We start from the raw sequence: 17,380 nt of genomic DNA on the forward strand, positions 1-17,380 counted from the left end.
CTATGCGCCTCCCGTCACGCGCAGCACTTCCTCGAGCGACGTCGCGCCTGACGCGAGCCAGCGCTCGGCGTCGTCGCGCAGCGTGCGCATTCCTTCCGCGCGGCCGGCGGCGAGAATCTCGGCATCGGCCGCGTTGCGATGGATCAGCGAGCGGATCGATTCGTCGACCAGCAGCAGTTCGTATACGCCGCGCCGGCCCGCGTAACCCGAATGCCCGCACTTGTCGCAGCCGACCGGATGCCACACGGTGCGGCCGTCCTCGTGCCGCTCTTCCTTGCAGACGGGGCAGAGCTGGCGCACGAGACGCTGCGCGAGCACGCCGAGCAGCGACGACGCGAGCAGGTAGGGCTCGACGCCCATGTCGGTCAGGCGCGTGACGGCGGACGCCGCATCGTTCGTGTGCAGCGTCGCGAGCACCAGGTGGCCCGTCAGCGATGCCTGCACCGCGATCTGCGCGGTTTCGAGGTCGCGGATTTCGCCGATCATGATCACGTCCGGGTCCTGGCGCAGGATCGAGCGCAGCGCACGGGCAAAGGTCATCCCGATCCGCTCGTTCACCTGCGTCTGGCCGATGCCGCCGAGGTCGTATTCGATCGGGTCCTCGACGGTCATGATGTTGGTCGTCGCGGTTTCGAGCCGCGACATCGACGCATACAGCGTGGTCGTCTTGCCCGAGCCGGTCGGACCCGTGACGAGCACGATGCCGTGCGGGCGGGCGATCAGCTTGTCGAACTGCACGAGCGTGTCGCGGCCCATCCCGAGTGCCTCGAGGTTCAGGCGCTGCGCATCCTTTTCCAGCAGACGCAGCACCGCGCGCTCGCCGTGCCCGGTCGGCAGCGTCGACACGCGCACGTCGACCGGCCGGCCGCCGACGCGCAGCGTGATGCGGCCGTCCTGCGGCAGGCGTTTCTCCGCGATGTCGAGCTGCGCCATGATCTTGATCCGCGAGATCAGCGCGCCGTGCAGCGCCTTCTTCGGGCGGACGACGTCGCGCAGCGTGCCGTCGACGCGAAAGCGCACGACCGACGCGTTCTCGAACGGCTCGATGTGGATGTCCGACGCCTGTTCGCGCGCCGCTTGCGTGAGCAGCGCGTTGATCATCCGGATGATCGGCGCGTCGTCTTCCGACTCGAGCAGATCCTCGACTTCGGGGATGTCCTGCATCAGCCGCGACAGGTCGACTTCGCCTTCGACCTCGCCGACCACCTGCGCGGCGCTGCCGTCCTGGCGCGCATAGGCCTGGTTGATCGCCTGCGCGAGCTCGTCGGCCGGCACGTGGTGCACGGCAATCGAGCCGAAGTTGCGCGCGATCTCCGCGAGCGCGGCATCGCTCGTGCGTTCGCTGATCCACACCTCGAGCGTGTCGTCGAGCTGGTGCGCGATCAGCACCTGGCCGCTCTTCGCGAAGCCGTACGGCAACAGCCGCGCGGCGAGCGGCGACGGCGGCTGGCGTTCGCCCGGCGCGCCGTCGTGGGCGGAAGACGCGAGCACGTCGCTCACTGCGAGGCTCCCGGCGTGGCGGTCAGCGGCTGTTGCGGCACCGCCTGCTGCGGCACGCTCTGCGGCTGCGCGGGCGTCGCCTCGGGCAACGGCTGGGCCGGCACCGGCACCACCTGGCGCTGTACCTGCTGGCGACGCATCTTGTCGAGATCGAACAGGTTGCCCGCGGCCGTGCCGCCCTGGCTCGGGCCGATCGGCATCGGCGGGACGACCGGATCGTCCTTGTCGCGGATCACGTTGTTGTCCGACTTGTACGCGCCCGTCACGCCCTGGATGTAGTCGTAACGATTGGCCGTGACTTCCTGCGCGGTGCTGCGATCGGAAATGATGACCGGGCGCAGGAACACCATCAGGTTGGTTTTCGCGCGCACCTTCGATTCGGAACGGAACAGCTGGCCGATCCACGGGATGTCGCCGAGCAGCGGCACCTTGCTGTTCGACACCTGGTAGTTGTCCTGCATCAAGCCGCCGAGCACGATGATCTCGCCGTTGTCGGCCAGGATCGTCGACTGGATCGAGCGTTTCGTGAAGGTCGGGCCGGTCTGCGCGCTGGTCGTGCCGGCGACGACCGCCGAATCCTCGGTATAGAGCTGCAGCTTCAGGATCCCGCCGTCGGTGATCTGCGGCTTCACGTGCAGCGTCAGGCCGACGTCGCGGCGGTCGTACGTATTGAACGCATTGCTCGTCGTGCCGCTCGTCAGGTTCGAATACGAACCGGTCGCGATCGGCACGTTCTGGCCGACGACGATCTTCGCTTCCTCGTTGTCGAGCGTGATCAGGTTCGGCGTCGACAGCACGTTCGCGTCGCTCACGCCCGCGAAATACTGCAGCAGCGCGCCGAGCCCCTGCACGCCGAACATGTTGTGCAGCCAGCCGATGTTGAGCCCCTGGGACAACTGCCCGAGATTGGAGGCCAGGCCGCCGCCGGTGATCCCGCCGGCAGCGTTGGTCAAACCGCCGGCCGTCAGGTTGACGATGCTGTTGCCCAGGCCCAGCCCGGGGTTCAGGTTCGTGCCGCCGAGAAACTGGCCGCTCGCCACCTGCCACTGGATGCCGAGGTTGCCCTGCGTCGTCGAGTTCAGCTCGACGATCAGCGCTTCGATGTAGACCTGCGCACGCCGCGCGTCGAGCTGGTCGATCACCGAGCGCAGGTTGCGGTAAACCGGATCGGACGCGGTGATGATCAGCGAGTTGGTCGCCGCGTCGGCCTGGATCATCCCGCCCGGCTGGTTGTCGTCGCCCTTGTCCTTGTCGCCGCCGAGCAGGCCGCCCGTGCCGAGACCGCCGCCGCCGGACGAGCCGCCGTACGACGAGGACGAAGACGAACCGCCGAGGCCGCCCGACGGCAGCGGCGGGGTACCGGACGTGCCGGTCGAGAAGTTGCCGCTCGACGACGAGCCGCCGTTCTGGTTGAAGCTGTTCGCGTCGTTGGACGAAGCGGACGAGCCGCTGTCGTTGCCGCCCTTGCCGAGCATCCCGCGCAGCGTCTTCGCGAGCTTCACCGCATCGGCGTTGCGCAGCGGCACGACGTGCATGTTGCCGGGCACCGCGCTCGGCGCGTCGAGCTGCTGCACGAGCCGCTTCGCGGCCGCGAGGCGCGATGCGTTCGACGCACGCAGCAGCAATGCATTGGTCCGCGGGTCGGCCGTGACCGACACCTTCAGCGTGGCGTCGCTGTTGCCGATCGCGCCCGGATCGAGCATTTTCTGCAGCTGCGCGGCGAGGTCGATCGCGTTCGCGTTGCGCAGCGGCACGACCTGCACCTGCGCGCCCGCGGCGCTGTCGATGCCGGAGATGATCTGCGCGATGCGGCGCACGTTGTCCGCATAGTCGGTCACGACGATCGTGTTGTTCGCCGGGTAGGCCGTCACCGTGTTGTTCGGCGAGATCAGCGGGCGCAGCACGGGCAGCAGGTTGTTCGCCGATTCGTTGTGCAGCTCGAACACCTGCGTGATCACCTGGTCGCCGCGGGCCTGCGGCACATTGCCGACATAGGTCGGCACGCCCTGCAGCTTCGCGTCGGCTTCCGGCACGACCTTCAGCACGCCGTGATCCTGCACGAGCGCGAAGCCCTGCATGCGCAGCGCCGACTGCAGCGTCTTCAGTGCCTGGTCTTCCGGTACCGGCCGTTCGGCCACGAGGTTGAGCTGCCCCTTCACGCGGGGGTCGACGATGATGGTCTTGCCGGTCGCGGCGCCGATCGCTTTCGCGACCTGGTCGATATCCGCATTCACGAAATTGAGCGTGACCTGAGCGTAGGCGGCCTGCGAGACGATGATGCCGGCGACGAGGAGGGTCGTGGCAATGCGCCGCATAACGAAGCGATTTCTTGTCATGGATGAATGGGTCGATGCCGGCTCAGGCCACTTCCGGCGGTAGTGCTGGGATCCAAGTCCGAAAGAGGCGACATTAGCAGTTTTTCATGTCCGAAATATCACATTGATCCGAGGACTGTCTCACATACGACAGGGATCCGGCGAATCGTATGCAATATGTAAGGATGGGGCGGCCCGCCGCATGTCGGCCATCGCCCCCGATTCGCGACGAACCGACATGAAAATGCGGTATAACCGGGCTGCCGTATTCCTGCATGTCGCAATCTGACGGTCTGCCGGTATGATACGGTCGGCGCGTTTCTCGTCGCACTAATAACAGGCACGGGTTTTCCCGACCTTCGCGCAATTCCTTTTCGTTTTCGCACGATGAACAGACGACGGTTCGCTTCGATCGCGTTGATCGCCGCTGGCGCGTGGTTCGCCAGCGCAAACGCTCGTGCGGATTGTTTCGACGAAGCGGCCAGATACCAGCAGGTCAATCCGCTGATCCTGCGCGCGATCGCGTGGCAGGAATCGCGCAACCGCCCCGGCGCGCTGAACAAGAATACGAACGGCTCGGTCGACTACGGCCTGATGCAGATCAATTCGATTCACCTGCCCGCGCTGTCGCGCTACGGCATCGGCCGCGACACGCTGATGGAACCGTGCAAGAACGTCTACATCGCCGCGTGGCATCTGAAGCAGAAGATGAACCGTTACGGCAACACGTGGCAGGCCGTCGGCGCCTATCATTCGGAAACCCCGGCGCTGCGCGACAAGTATGCGCGGCAGATCGCCGGCATCCTGTCGCAGTGGAAGCTGCTGCCGCCCGTGCAATGACGTGGCGCCGCGTCGCGGCCCGACCCGGTGCCGGCCGGCCGGCGCCCGTTTGATGCACAATGCGGATCTCGCGCCGCAACTTCGCCCGTCCGCGGGCCGATCGCGCCCCGGAAGGGCGCCGCGGCCGCTTTTTCATCTTTTCCGTTGGTGCATATCATCATGAATCCGGCAATGAACCAGCCGTTGCCCGTCACCGTGCTGTCCGGCTTCCTCGGCGCCGGCAAGACCACGTTGCTCAATCACGTCCTCGCGAACCGCGCGGGCCTGAAAGTCGCGGTGATCGTCAACGATCTCGCGGCGGTCAACATCGATGCGTCGCTCGTGCGCGATGCGCAGGCGCTGTCGCACGTCGAGGAGCGCCTCGTCGAAATGTCGAACGGCTGCATCTGCTGCACGCTGCGCGACGACCTGCTCGTCGAAATCCGCAACCTTGCATCCGAAGGCCGCTTCGACGCGATCATGATCGAATCGACCGGTATCGCGGAGCCGATGCCGATCGCCGAAACGTTCACGTTCGTCGACGACGACGGGACGTCGCTGTCGTCGATCGCGCGGCTCGACACGCTCGTCACCGTGGTCGACGCCTACAACTTCCTGCGCGACTACGGCTCCGACGACGCGCTCGCGACGCGCGGCATCGCCGCGTCGGAAGACGACGACCGCACGCTCGTCGAGCTGCTGATCGAGCAGATCGAATTCTGCGACGTGCTGGTGATCAACAAGGCGGACCTCGTCGGCGCCGACGATCTCGCCCGCCTGCAGCACATTCTCGCGCGGCTCAATCCGCGCGCGCACCAGGTCGTGTCGACGTTCGGCAACGTGCCGCTCGACGAAGTGCTGAACACGGGCCGCTTCGATTTCGACGAAGCGGCGAACGCGCCCGGCTGGCTCGCATCGCTCGATCACGATCACACGCAGTGCGACGACCCCGACTGCCATGACGCACATCATGCGCACGTGCACGGCGAAGCCGACGAATTCGGCATCGGTAATTTTGTTTACCGCGCGCGCCGGCCGTTTCACCCGGCCCGCCTCTGGGCGCTGCTGCATCAGGAGTGGCCGGGCGTGCTGCGCAGCAAGGGCTTCTTCTGGCTCGCGACGCGCAACGACATCGCCGGTTCGCTGTCGCAGGCTGGCGGCGTCTGCCGGCATGGGCCGGCCGGGCTGTGGTGGGCCGCGCAGGATCGCGCGGAATGGCCGGACGATGACGAATTGCTCGGCGAAATCCGCGCCGAATGGCTGGGCGATCTCGACGATCGCGCGGTCGGCGATCGCCGGCAGGAACTGGTACTGATCGGCATCGCGCTCGACGCCGATGCGTGGCGCGCGAAACTCGACGCGTGCCTGCTGACCGATGCGGAGTTCGCGGTCGGCGCGGCGGGTTGGGCCGCGTTCGACGATCCGTTCCCGGCATGGGACGTCGATTCGCACGACGATGACGATCACGGCAACACGCAGATCGTGCACGACTGACCACGTCGTAACGGCTTGTAAAAGTAACCGTTAACTTTTGCAAGAGCGGCTCGGACTGTGGCGAAAATGCCGCGCGCGCCCAACAAAAAACCCGCCGAAAGGCGGGTTTTTCTTGGAACAGGCGCTGGTTTAACGCTTGTTGACGGCGTCCTTGAACGCCTTGCCAGCCGTGAACTTGACCGTCTTGGCTGCCGGGATCTTGATGGTTTCGCCCGTCTTCGGGTTGCGGCCCGTACGTGCTGCGCGCTTGCCCGAACCGAAGCTGCCGAAGCCGATCAGCTGAACCGCATCACCCTTCGACACGGCCTTCTTGATGACTTCGAGCAGCGTGTCCAGCGTTTCGCCGGTTTGAGCCTTGCTGGCGCCCGTTTGGGCGGCGACGGCGTCGATCAGTTCCTGTTTGTTCATTAAGGTTCCTTTATCAGGTTAGGTTGACACGAACAGCGCGAACGCGCCGATTATACGTGCGCGAACCGTGCCGTCGAGAGTCAGACTCCGACGGCACAGCGCCGAATCCTGGCCCGCGCGACGCGCCCTCCGGCTTGCCGGCGGCCACCCCGCGGTACGGCGTTGCTATGATAGCGCAGCGCAAACCCAATAACGACAAGGGTTTCAAAGATTTTCATCGGTATTTCGCCGAATGAATCGTCGATTGCCCGTTTTTTGACCTGCGCCAACCGGACAGGATACGCAGCGCGGTCCGCCCGTGCGCCGCCCCGTTGCCCTTTTCCAACGGCCGGTCGGACGGCTCCGCGCAATCCCTTGCCAGGCTTGGCTGCCACGTTTTTTGTTTCGCATGCCCGACCGACTTGTACCCGCCACGCTCGCGCCTCGCGACGACGGCACGCTCGTCTCGCCCGAGTTCGGCGAGCTCCATCGCAATGCGTCAGGCGCGCTCGCGCATCACGCGTTCATCGCGGAAAACGGGCTGCCGGCACGCTGGCGACAGCGTCGCACCTTCACGATCGTCGCGACGGAATTCGGCACGGGCGCCGGCTTCCTCGCGACCTGGGCCGCGTGGCGCGACGATCCGTCGCGCTGCGAGCGGCTCCATTTCGTCGCGGTCGAACCGCATCCGTTTTCGCGCGAAGACCTGCGTCGCGCGGCTTCCCATATCGTTGCGAACACAACCATATCCGCGGATGCTGATGCATTGATCGACGCATGGCCGATGCTCGTGCCCGGCCTGCACCGGCTCGAATTCGACGAAGGGCGCGTGGTGCTCACGCTCGCCTTCGGCGATACGGCCGACATGCTGAAGAAGCTGGTCGTGCGGGCCGACGCGTTCTATCTCGACGGCGCCGCGTCATCGACCGACGTGATCCGCGCGCTCGCGAAGATGGCCGGCGACGCCGCGACGTTTGCAACGCGTGCACGTTCCGACGAGATGAAGCACGCACTCGGCGAAACAGGTTTCATCTTTCGCGAAGTCGACGATCGGCTCGTCGGCGATTATGCGCCGCGCTGGCGCTCGCGCCGGCACGAACCGCCGCGCGCGCTGACGGTTGCCACGCGTCGCGCGCTGGTGATCGGCGCGGGCCTGGCCGGTTGCGCGGTCGTCGAACGCCTGGCCGCGCGCGGCTGGGACGTCACGCTGATCGAACGGCACGAACGGATCGCGAGCGAGGCATCGGGCAATCCGGCCGGCGTATTCCATCCGCTGATGACGCGCGACGACAACGTCGCGAGCCGCCTCACGCGCAGCGGCTTCCTGCACGCGATCGCACGCTGGCGCGCACTCGAACGCGCGGGTCATGCGTTCGCGCGCAGCACGCACGGCATGATTCATCTCGCCGAATCGGCCGACGACTTCGCGCGGATGCGCGACGCATTCGACGCGTTCGGCGCGCCGTCCGACTATGTGACGCTGCTCGATGCCGACGCCGCGCGTGCGCATCTGAACCTGCCGGTCGCACATGGCGGCCTGCTGTTTCCGCACGGCGGCGCCGTCTGGCCGGCCGCGCTGTGCGCGGCGCAGTACGCGGCGGCCGGCGAGCGCGTACGCCTGCTTGCCTCCACCGGCGTCGCGCGGCTCGAGCGGCACGGCGATGCATGGCACGCGCTCGACGATACGGGTGCGACGCTCGCCGAAGCGCCCGTCGTCGTGCTCGCGAACGCGGGCGACGCCGCGCGTCTTGCCGGGCTGCAGCATGTCGCGCTGCAGCCGGTACGCGGCCAGCTCACGCTGCTGCCGCCGGGCACCGCGGCGCCGCTGCCGTGCCCGACGATCGGCGACGGATATGCGGTGCCGCTCGACGACGGCACGCTGCTGATCGGCGCCACGTTCGAGCCCGACGACGTCGATCCGGCGCTGCGCGCGGCCGGTCACGTTGAAAACCTCGATCGTGTGCGGCACCTGCTGCCCGGCCTGATCGGCGAGCTGCCGGATCCCGCCACGCTGCGCGGCCGCGTCGCATTCCGCTGGGTCGTCGGGGACCGCCTGCCGCTCTTCGGCCCGCTGGCCGACGAAACGCGAGCGCTCGCGAACGCCCGCGCGCTGGGCGGTGCGCAGGCACGCGATTTGCCGCGTACGCCCGGCCTCTACGGCGCATTCGGCTTCGGCTCGCGCGGCCTCGTGTGGGCCGCGCTCGGCGCCGAACTGATCGCATCGCAACTCGAAGGCGAACCCTGGCCGCTCGAGCGCGAACTCGCCGACGCCGTCGACCCCGCACGCTTCCTGATCCGCGCACTGCGCGCACGCCGCGTCGGCTCCGCCGGCTGACCGGCACGCGAATCGCGCACAGTCTCCCGATTTTTTCGCGCAAGGTTATCCACGCCACGCTGTGGATAACCGCGCGGAATCCGCACGCACTTCGTGTGTAATCACAGTGGACGTAAACTGGGCAACTCCGCACAGCTGTGCAACGGCCCGAAAGTTGCTCAACTCAAACGACTGTGCACGAACAGCCTGTGCAACCGGTTATGGTTTCGCCAACGCCTTGATCCGTCAGCGTAAACCGAAGTTATCCACAGAACTGTGCGTCCTTTGTTAACTTCTACTACGTATATATACAAGTAAACCTTTGAAACCAAAGACCTGTGGTGCCGCACAGCGCCGCGAGTCGATTCAATCGGTTCCGGAACGAAAAAGCTGTGGCACAATCGGTTTCCTTCGCGTTCGTCCGGCCAGGCGCCGGACATGCTTCAATGGAACGGTCCGCACGATTTCGAATCTGAATCTTCGAGACTGCGCAGTCCGTTCACACATCAGGCCGACAATCCAGATCGGCAACCTGAACGACGTTCCGCCCTGTGGCGGAACAGGCGGATCCCATGTCCCGCCGTCGTCGACCACAACAATCACATTCGGGGCGATACCCAGCCGGCGCGCATCCATTTCTGACGCTTGACCCCGCGTCGCTGGCGGTTGCTTCCAAAGGAGAAGTCACCACGATGAAGTCGGCGTTCTCATTCCTGCCCAACTGGCCGCTCGCGCCGGATGCCGTGTTCTGGGCCGGGCTCGCGCTGTTCGCGGCCGGCCTGTGCGGCGAGCTGTGCTACCGCGCGTGGCGTCTGCCGCGCATCACCGGTTATGCGGTGATCGGTCTCATTGCCGGTTCGTTCGGATTCGGCGTGATCGATACCAGCACCGACGAAACGTCGCGGCTGCTGATGGATGTCGCGCTCGGCCTGCTGCTGTTCGAACTCGGCAGCCGCCTCGACCTGCGCTGGATCCGGCGCAATCCGTGGCTCGTCGCGTCGAGCCTCGCCGAAGCCACGCTGACGTTCGTGCTCGTGCTGTTCGTGATGCTCGCGCTCGGCGTGTCGGGGATGGTCGCGCTCGTGCTGTCGGCGATCGCGATCGCGACGTCGCCGTCGATGGTGATCCAGCTCAAGACCGAACTGCGCGCGGAAGGGCAGGTGTCGCAACGACTCATCACGCTCACCGCGCTCAACAGCGTGTACGCGATCGTGCTGACCAAGCTCGTGACGAGCTGGCTTCACCAGGAAGCGTACGGCAACGTGTTCGCGACGATCCTGCAACCCGTGTACCTGATCGCCGGCTCGTTCATCGTCGCGTATCTCGTCGCGCGTTCGTGCAACTACCTGTTCCGCCACATGACCGCGACGATGCGCGACGAGCATTCGTTCGTCGCGCTGTTCGGGCTCGTGATGCTCGCGATCGCGGTCGCACAGGCGTTGAAGCTGTCGACGCTGCTCACACTGCTGCTCGCCGGCATCATCGTGAAGAACCTCGAGGCGCGGCCGCAGCTGTGGCCCGAGCATTTCGGCACGGCCGGCTGGCTGCTGACGGTGGTCCTGTTCGTGCTGACGCTCACGTCGTTCACGTGGGGCGACATCGCGCTCGGCGGGCTGCTCGCGATCGTGCTGATCGTCACGCGGCTCGTCGCGAAGCTGGCCGGCGTCGTTGCGTTCGCGAAGCCGAGCGGCCTCGGGATGAAGCAGGGCATTGCGCTCGGCATCGCGCTGACGCCGATGTCCGCGCTGTCGTACCTGCTCGTCGACGACACGTACCAGCTCTACCCGAATTTCGACCCGCACCTGCGCGCGATCGTGATGTGCTCGATCGTGATCCTGCAGCTCGTGAGCCCGTTCGTCGTCTACCGCTGCCTGTCGGCGGTCGGCGAACGCAGCGACAGCAACTGATTCCGGAACCTGCCATGGCACTCGAAACCTTCGTCAATTCCGAACCGTTCACGTTCGGCGTCGAACTGGAGATCCAGGTCGTCAACACGCACAACTACGACCTGACCAAGGCGGCATCCGACCTGATGCGCCTGATCCAGGGCGAGACCTTTCCGGGCAACATCACGCCGGAAATCACCGAGAGCATGATCGAGCTGTCGACCGGCATCTGCCATTCGCACGAGCAGGCCGTCAGCGAGCTGCATGCGATCCGCGACGTGCTCGTGAAGGCGGCCGACCAGCTCAACGTCGGGCTGGCCGGCGGCGGCACGCATGCGTTCCAGCAATGGAGCGACCGGCAGATCTACGACGCGCCGCGCTTCCAGTACATCTCCGAGCTGTACGGCTATCTGGCGAAGCAGTTCACGGTGTTCGGCCAGCACGTGCACATCGGCTGTCCCGATGCGGACAGCGCGCTGTTCCTGCTGCACTCGATGTCGCGCTTCATTCCGCACTTCATCGCACTGTCCGCGTCGTCGCCGTTCGTGCAGAACGTCGACACGGGCTTCCATTCGGCACGCCTGAATTCGGTGTTCGCGTTCCCGCTGTCGGGCCGCGCGCCGTTCGTGCTGACCTGGGACAGCTTCGAGGAGTACTTCACGAAGATGGTGAACACGGGCGTCGTCAACTCGATGAAGGATTTCTACTGGGACATCCGCCCGAAGCCCGGCTTCGGCACGATCGAGGTGCGCGTGATGGACACGCCGCTGTCGGTCGACCGCGCCGCGGCGATCGCCTGCTACATCCAGACGCTCGCTCGCTACCTGCTGACCGACCGGCCGCTGAAGCTGTCGGAGGACGACTACCTCGTCTACACGTTCAACCGTTTCGAAGCGTGCCGCTTCGGGCTCGAGGGCACGTGCGTGAATCCTCAGACGGGTGAACGCCGCACGATCGCGGAAGACATCCTCGACACGCTCGACCGGATCGCGCCGCATGCGGCCGCGCTCGGCTCGCGCGCGGCGCTCGACGAGATCGGCGCGCTCGCGAAAGCCCGCGTGAACGACGCATCGTGGTTGAGAACCGTTTTCAAACAGGAAAAATCGCTGAACGAGACGGTCCGGCAGCAGTGCTTACGTTGGCGTGAGTGAAAAAATGTTTTGCAGATTGCAGGCTCGACCGCGTCGCGATTCGCTGAATGACGGTTGGCGCCATGTCCGGCCGAAATCGGTGCCGGTCGTCCTGAAAATCTGTGGATAACCTAATATTCCGCTGCAAAGTCAATGATCTGTGCGCGGGATAACCCGGTGGATCAATGCCATTCGACCGATGGCCGATCCGAACAGGAAAATGCTGGCGCGCCCCGTTGCGCGGGCGCGCGGCATTGCGGGCACAACGAAAAATTTCAGTTATCCAGTGATTTTCCACAGAATGCAGGGGATAACTTAGCTGTGCGATTTTCCGCTCTCGCTTAGAATGTCGGCTTTGCGGACACCGGAACGGCGTGTGTCATTCCGGTCGCCGCGAACGCGACCGCCGCGTGTGCCTCGTGACGGCCGTGATGACGCACTCGAGAGAGCGCGTTTGTTTTGAGATAGACATTCGATCTCCACACTACGGCCGCTCGGCAATCCGGGCGGCGGCAAAGCGAAAAGACTATGAGCGAAGGCGTTTACGGGAACCAGGCTTCGGGACGTGTGACCCACAGCCTGCTGCGGTTGAGCACGGCCATGCGGAGTCAGGCATGGGATTGGGCGGAAGGCGCTGGCCTCACGCCGACGCAGGGCGAGATTCTCGTGCTGCTGCTGCAGCGCAAGGGCCCGATGCGGCTCGGCGAGATCGCGCGCGAGACGCAGCTCACCGCGGCGACCACGAGCGATGCGGTCAGCACGCTCGAGACGAAGGGGCTCGTCGAGAAGCGCCGTGCGCTGGACGACGGCCGTGCACTGGCCGTGCGCCTGTCGGCGCGTGGCCGTACGGCCGCGAAGAAGGCGCTGCAATGGCCTGAATTCCTGACGAAAGCGGTCGGCAAGCTCGGCGCGGACGAGCAGGGCACGCTGTACCGCGCGCTGCTGAAGACGCTGCGCGAGCTGCAGGTGGCCGGTGCGACGCCGCCGCAGCGCATGTGCCTGACGTGCGCGCATTTCCAGCCGGGCAAGTTGTCGAAGAAGACCGTGCATCACTGCGCGGCGCTCGACATCTCGATGTCGGACAGCGATCTGCGTCTCGACTGCTCGGTGCAGGAAGAAGCCGACGCGGCGACGCAGAAGAAGACCTGGAAGATTTTCGCAGGCTGACGTCCGTCGATCGACCGGGAGGCCGATGATGAACGCTGAAGTCGTGGCGATTCGCCATGTGCATTTCGAGGATCTCGGGAGCTTCGAGCAGGTGCTCGGCGAACGGGGGAGGCGGGTGCGTTATGTCGACGTCGGATCGTCGCGGGTCGAGGTGCTCAACGTGCTGGAGCCGTCGCTGTTGGTCGTGCTCGGCGGGCCGATCAGCGTGTACGACGATGCGCAGTATCCGTCGATCGCGCCGCTCTTGGCGCTCGTCCGGCAGCGCATCGACGCGGGGCTGCCGATCCTCGGCATCTGCCTCGGCGCGCAGTTCATCGCGCGGGCGCTCGGCGCACGTGTCTATCCGGCCGCGCAGCACGAACTCGGCTGGGCGCCGCTGGCGCTCACCGATGCCGGCCGCGCGTCGCCGCTGCGTCACCTCGATGGCGCGGCGACGTCGATGCTCCATTGGCACGGCGATACGTTCGACCTGCCGGGCGGGGCAATCCATCTCGCGTCGACACCGGCGTGCCGCCACCAGGCATTCGCGTGGGGGCAGCACGTGCTGGCGCTGCAATGCCACCCGGAAATCCGCACCGACCGCTTCGAACCCTGGCTGATCGCGAACGCCGGTGAAATCGCGGCGACGCCCGGCATCGACGCGCGCCGGTTGCGTGCCGATACGGTGCAGCACGGCCCCGTGCTCGAAACGGCCGCGCGGCGCATGTTCGCGGAGTGGCTCGACAGCGTCGGGCTATAGCGCCGCGGGCGGCTCCGCCCGCCGCGAAGGTCTGGCCCGGCCCGCATCCGTCGCAGGCCGGCGCACTGCCGTATGCCCCGCATTTTCCGCATCGCCGGCACGCTGCTGCCGGCCGTACCTGACCATCCGCTTACTGCCGGTTGCGCCGTCTGCACGCTTCCAGCCTGCGTGCTACGCTCGTCCGCTCTTTCCCTTTCCTGGCGAGCGGCTTCCATGACTGCGCTGTTTTCTCCGTTCACGCTGCGCGGCGTGACCCTTCCGAACCGGATCGTGATCTCCCCGATGTGCCAGTACTCGGCCGAACGCGGCGAAGCGACCGACTGGCACATGATTCACCTCGGCCATCTCGCGCTGTCGGGCGCCGGGCTGCTCTGCATCGAGGCGACCGCGGTCGAACCCGACGGGCGCATCACGCACGCCGACCTCGGCCTCTGGGACGACGTGACCGAAGCCGCGCTGAAACCGGTACTGGCCGCGATCCGCAAGCATTCGCCGGTGCGCATCGCGATGCAGTTGTCGCATGCGGGACGCAAGGCGTCGAGCGCGGTGCCGTGGGAGGGCGGGCAACTGGTATCGGTCGCCGACGGCGGCTGGTTGCCGCACGGCCCGTCGGCCGTGCCGCACAAGGACGGCGAGACGCCGCCGCTCGCGCTCGATGCCGCGGGCCTGAACCGCATCCGCGAGGCCTTCGCCGCGTCGGCGAAGCGTGCGGCGCGGCTCGGCATCGACGCGATCGAAGTGCATGCGGCGCATGGCTACCTGCTGCACCAGTTTCTGTCGCCGCTCGCGAACCGGCGTACCGACGAATACGGCGGCTCGCTCGAAAACCGGATGCGTTTTCCGCTCGAGATCTTCGAGATCGTGCGTGCCGCGTTTCCGGAGGACCGGCCGGTCGGCGTACGCGTGTCCGCGACCGACTGGGTCGAAGGCGGCTGGGAGCTCGACGATACGATCGCGTTCGCCCACGCGCTGAAACAGCGCGGCTGCGACTGGATCGACGTGTCATCCGGCGGCGTGTCGCCGCTGCAGAAGATCCCGCTGTCGCCCGGTTACCAGGTGCCGTTCGCGCAGGCGGTGAAGCGCGCGGTCGGCATGCCGACGATAGCGGTGGGCTTGATCAACGAGCCCGAGCATGCGAACCGGTTGATCGAGGCCGGCGATGCCGACCTCGTCGCGATGGCGCGCGCGATGCTGTACGACCCGCGCTGGCCGTGGCATGCGGCGGCCGAGCTCGACGCGCAGGTGACGGCGCCGCCGCAATACTGGCGTTCGCAGCCGCGCGAGCACAAGGCGTTGTTCGGCGACATCGCATTCGGCCAGCGTTGAGCGTTCCGCATGCAATATTGCGTGCGATGTTGAACGAAGCAATCGTGAACGTGTAGGATGCGGGTGATCCGCCGCATGCCCCGACGCGGCACCACCCGGTGCCGCGTTTTCGTTTGGCGCGACGCCGGGCCGCGATCGCGGCCGCTTCCATTCAAGTCGTCTTCACAAGGATTCGTTCGATGAGTTCACGCAGGATCGCGGTGCGCCGCTCGGGAGTACACGGCAAGGGCGTGTTCGCCGTGGCGCCGATCAAGGCCGGCGAGCGCGTAGTGGAATACAAGGGCGAGCGAATCTCGTGGAAGGAAGCGCTGCGCCGCCATCCGCACGACCCGAGCGAGCCGAACCATACGTTCTACTTCGCACTCGACGAAGGCGGCGTGATCGACGGCAAGATCGACGGCAACAGCGCGCGCTGGATCAACCATTCGTGCGCGCCGAACTGCGAGGCCGAGGAAGTCAAAGGGCGCGTGTTCATTCACGCGCTGCGCGACATCGGGCCGGAAGAGGAGCTGTTCTACGACTACGGCCTCGTGATCGATGCGAAGCTGACGAAGAAGCTCAAGCGCGAATACGCGTGCCACTGCGGCGCGGTGTCATGTCGCGGCACGCTGCTCGCGACGTCGGACGAAGGCGGGAAGAAGAAAAAGAAGAAGGACAGGAAGGACGGCAAGTCCGAGTCGAAGCCGAAGGACAAGAAGAGCAAGAAGTAAGACAGGCGGCGGCGTACCTTGCGCCGCCGCTGTCGTTCGGGCCCCGGGGCGGCGGGTCGCTCGCCGCGAATCGCTCAGTGCGTCGAGGCCGCCGCCGGCGTTTCGCTGGCCGGCTTCTCCGGATGCGCGGCGAGCGGCACCCTCACCACGAAGCGCGAACCGCCGTCGGGCGCATCCTCGTACGACACGGTGCCGCCATGCATCGCGATGATGTCGTGCACGATCGCGAGCCCGAGCCCGGCACCCGTCTCGACGCCGTTACCGCTTTGCGCGTCGCCGCGGAAGAAGCGCTTGAACAGGTCGGCCTGCTGGTTCGCGGGTACGCCGGGGCCGTTGTCTTCCACGACGATCTCGGCGGCCGGCTGGCCGTCCTCGAGCGCGCTGCGCGCGACCTTCACCGTGATCCGCGCACCGTCCGGCCGGGCAAGCGGCACGTATTTCAGCGCATTGTCGAGCAGGTTCGCGATCACCTCGCGCAGCAGCACGGGGTTGCCGCGCACGGTCAGCTTCTCGTCGTCGTCCGCGCCGTCGGCGCGCTGGAAACCGAGATCGACGTGCGACGCGAGGGCACGCGGCACCCATTCGGCACCCGTCTCGAACGCCATCGCCGCGAGGTCGACATCGACGAAGCGTGCGGCCTGCTCACCCGGTTCCGCGCGGGCAAGCGACAGCAACTGGTTGGACAGCCGCACCGCACGGTCGGCGGCCGCACGCAGTTCGCGTACCGCCGCATAGGTCTGGTGCGGATCGCGCGCGACGGCGGCCTGTTCCGCATGCAGCTTCACGGCCGTGAGCGGCGTGCGCAACTGGTGCGCGGCGTCGGCGATGAACTTGCGCTGCGCGTCCAGCGCGGTCTTCAGGCGGCCGAGCAGCGCGTTCATCGCGCTCGTCAGCGGCCGGATCTCCAGCGGCACCTCGGTTTCGTCGACCGGTTCCAGCGACGTGTGGGTCTGCCGGTTCAGCGAATCGGCGAGATGCGTGAGCGGGCCCAGCTGCTGGTTCACGACGCGCCACACGATGCCCCAGCCCGCGAGCAGCAGCAGCAACAGGGGCATCATGATCGCGACGAGGAATTCGGCCGCGATCCGGTAGCGGTGCCGCACCGGCTGCGCGACTTCGACGACCATCGGCTTGCCGCCCTCGACGTTGTCGACACGCACCTGCGCGACGCGCACCGCGCGGTTGTCGTACTCCGCCTCGAACACGTACGCGTGGTGCATGCGGCGCACGTTGATGCCCTGCAGCGGCAGTTTCGGATCGCCGGCGAGTTCCTGCTCGCCGTCGCTGATCCGGTAGATCAGCGCTTCGGCGGGATCGGAGAACATCGCCTGCGCGAGCGGCGGCACCGTGAACGGCGCGTCGGGGCCGGCGATCTGGATCTGTTTGGAGATGGCGGTGGCGAGATCGGCGAGCGAGCGGTCGATCACATGCTGCGTGTACTGCCACGCGAGCCAGTAGGCGATCAGGCCGCTCATCAGCGCGAGCATCGACAGCGGGGCGGCGAGGCGCCGGAGCAGCGAACGGCGCAGGCTGGTGGTCACAGCCGGATCAGGAGACATTTCGACGGGCAAATGGATAAGCGCCGCTCACGGG

General features: G+C 66.4%; 13 protein-coding genes. 9 read left to right on the plus strand and 4 right to left on the minus strand.

Annotated elements, in window-relative coordinates:
• Both gspE and gspD read right to left on the minus strand, forming a co-directional pair.
• Positions 1-1,500, minus strand: a complete 1,500-nt coding sequence (gspE, locus tag AC1VVG_RS00380) for a type II secretion system ATPase GspE (protein ID WP_034188197.1) — start codon at positions 1,498-1,500, stop codon at positions 1-3.
• On the minus strand, positions 1,497-3,836 hold the full coding sequence (gspD, locus tag AC1VVG_RS00385) for a type II secretion system secretin GspD (RefSeq protein ID WP_034188196.1): 2,340 nt from the start codon (positions 3,834-3,836) through the stop codon (positions 1,497-1,499). Before gspD ends, gspE begins: the two co-directional genes overlap by 4 nt.
• Before the next feature lie 366 nt (positions 3,837-4,202).
• On the opposite strand from gspD, the gene AC1VVG_RS00390 reads away from it, so the two are divergent.
• Positions 4,203-4,655 (plus strand): lytic transglycosylase domain-containing protein, encoded by a 453-nt coding sequence (locus AC1VVG_RS00390; RefSeq protein WP_482835089.1) that lies wholly within the window; start codon positions 4,203-4,205, stop codon positions 4,653-4,655.
• 159 nt (positions 4,656-4,814) lie between these two features.
• Entirely contained in the window at positions 4,815-6,128 is a 1,314-nt protein-coding gene (locus tag AC1VVG_RS00395; RefSeq protein WP_200089438.1) for a GTP-binding protein, read from the plus strand.
• 129 nt (positions 6,129-6,257) lie between these two features.
• Here the strand turns inward: AC1VVG_RS00395 and AC1VVG_RS00400 are convergent, their stop codons facing one another.
• Complete coding sequence (locus AC1VVG_RS00400; protein WP_006401505.1) at positions 6,258-6,536, minus strand: HU family DNA-binding protein; 279 nt, start codon at positions 6,534-6,536, stop codon at positions 6,258-6,260.
• A gap of 388 nt (positions 6,537-6,924) precedes the next feature.
• On the opposite strand from AC1VVG_RS00400, the gene mnmC reads away from it, so the two are divergent.
• The 7 genes from mnmC (at position 6,925) to AC1VVG_RS00435 (ending at position 15,787) form a co-directional block, all read left to right on the plus strand.
• Positions 6,925-8,850: a bifunctional tRNA (5-methylaminomethyl-2-thiouridine)(34)-methyltransferase MnmC2/FAD-dependent 5-carboxymethylaminomethyl-2-thiouridine(34) oxidoreductase MnmC1 gene (mnmC, locus tag AC1VVG_RS00405; protein ID WP_482835090.1), complete on the plus strand. Its 1,926-nt coding sequence runs from the start codon at positions 6,925-6,927 to the stop codon at positions 8,848-8,850.
• Between the two features lie 671 nt (positions 8,851-9,521).
• On the plus strand, positions 9,522-10,736 hold the full coding sequence (locus AC1VVG_RS00410; protein ID WP_034188193.1) for a cation:proton antiporter: 1,215 nt from the start codon (positions 9,522-9,524) through the stop codon (positions 10,734-10,736).
• Between the two features lie 14 nt (positions 10,737-10,750).
• Entirely contained in the window at positions 10,751-11,866 is a 1,116-nt protein-coding gene (locus tag AC1VVG_RS00415) for a YbdK family carboxylate-amine ligase (protein ID WP_034188192.1), read from the plus strand.
• Positions 11,867-12,373: 507 nt separating this feature from the next.
• Entirely contained in the window at positions 12,374-13,012 is a 639-nt protein-coding gene (locus AC1VVG_RS00420) for a MarR family winged helix-turn-helix transcriptional regulator (RefSeq protein ID WP_034188191.1), read from the plus strand.
• 28 nt (positions 13,013-13,040) lie between these two features.
• Positions 13,041-13,751 carry a glutamine amidotransferase gene (locus tag AC1VVG_RS00425; RefSeq protein WP_059559551.1) on the plus strand — a complete coding sequence of 237 codons (711 nt, stop codon included), beginning with the start codon at positions 13,041-13,043 and terminating at the stop codon, positions 13,749-13,751.
• A 213-nt stretch (positions 13,752-13,964) separates the two neighbouring features.
• Complete coding sequence (locus tag AC1VVG_RS00430; RefSeq protein WP_124670659.1) at positions 13,965-15,077, plus strand: NADH:flavin oxidoreductase/NADH oxidase; 1,113 nt, start codon at positions 13,965-13,967, stop codon at positions 15,075-15,077.
• A gap of 179 nt (positions 15,078-15,256) precedes the next feature.
• Positions 15,257-15,787, plus strand: a complete 531-nt coding sequence (locus AC1VVG_RS00435; RefSeq protein ID WP_034188189.1) for an SET domain-containing protein — start codon at positions 15,257-15,259, stop codon at positions 15,785-15,787.
• 74 nt (positions 15,788-15,861) lie between these two features.
• Here AC1VVG_RS00435 and AC1VVG_RS00440 read toward each other — a convergent pair whose 3' ends face one another.
• Positions 15,862-17,346 (minus strand): sensor histidine kinase, encoded by a 1,485-nt coding sequence (locus AC1VVG_RS00440; RefSeq protein WP_482835093.1) that lies wholly within the window; start codon positions 17,344-17,346, stop codon positions 15,862-15,864.
• Positions 17,347-17,380: the final 34 nt, after the last annotated feature.

The sequence above is a fragment of the Burkholderia sp. L-4 genome, assembly GCF_056856535.1.

Coding starts and splice junctions, on each gene's coding strand:
- gspD (WP_034188196.1), bottom strand. CDS start 3,836: ATGACAAGAAATCGCTTCGTTATGCGGCGCATTGCCACGACCCTCCTC.
- AC1VVG_RS00390 (WP_482835089.1), top strand. CDS start 4,203: ATGAACAGACGACGGTTCGCTTCGATCGCGTTGATCGCCGCTGGCGCG.
- AC1VVG_RS00395 (WP_200089438.1), top strand. CDS start 4,815: ATGAATCCGGCAATGAACCAGCCGTTGCCCGTCACCGTGCTGTCCGGC.
- AC1VVG_RS00400 (WP_006401505.1), bottom strand. CDS start 6,536: ATGAACAAACAGGAACTGATCGACGCCGTCGCCGCCCAAACGGGCGCC.
- mnmC (WP_482835090.1), top strand. CDS start 6,925: ATGCCCGACCGACTTGTACCCGCCACGCTCGCGCCTCGCGACGACGGC.
- AC1VVG_RS00410 (WP_034188193.1), top strand. CDS start 9,522: ATGAAGTCGGCGTTCTCATTCCTGCCCAACTGGCCGCTCGCGCCGGAT.
- AC1VVG_RS00415 (WP_034188192.1), top strand. CDS start 10,751: ATGGCACTCGAAACCTTCGTCAATTCCGAACCGTTCACGTTCGGCGTC.
- AC1VVG_RS00420 (WP_034188191.1), top strand. CDS start 12,374: ATGAGCGAAGGCGTTTACGGGAACCAGGCTTCGGGACGTGTGACCCAC.
- AC1VVG_RS00425 (WP_059559551.1), top strand. CDS start 13,041: ATGAACGCTGAAGTCGTGGCGATTCGCCATGTGCATTTCGAGGATCTC.
- AC1VVG_RS00430 (WP_124670659.1), top strand. CDS start 13,965: ATGACTGCGCTGTTTTCTCCGTTCACGCTGCGCGGCGTGACCCTTCCG.
- AC1VVG_RS00435 (WP_034188189.1), top strand. CDS start 15,257: ATGAGTTCACGCAGGATCGCGGTGCGCCGCTCGGGAGTACACGGCAAG.
- AC1VVG_RS00440 (WP_482835093.1), bottom strand. CDS start 17,346: ATGTCTCCTGATCCGGCTGTGACCACCAGCCTGCGCCGTTCGCTGCTC.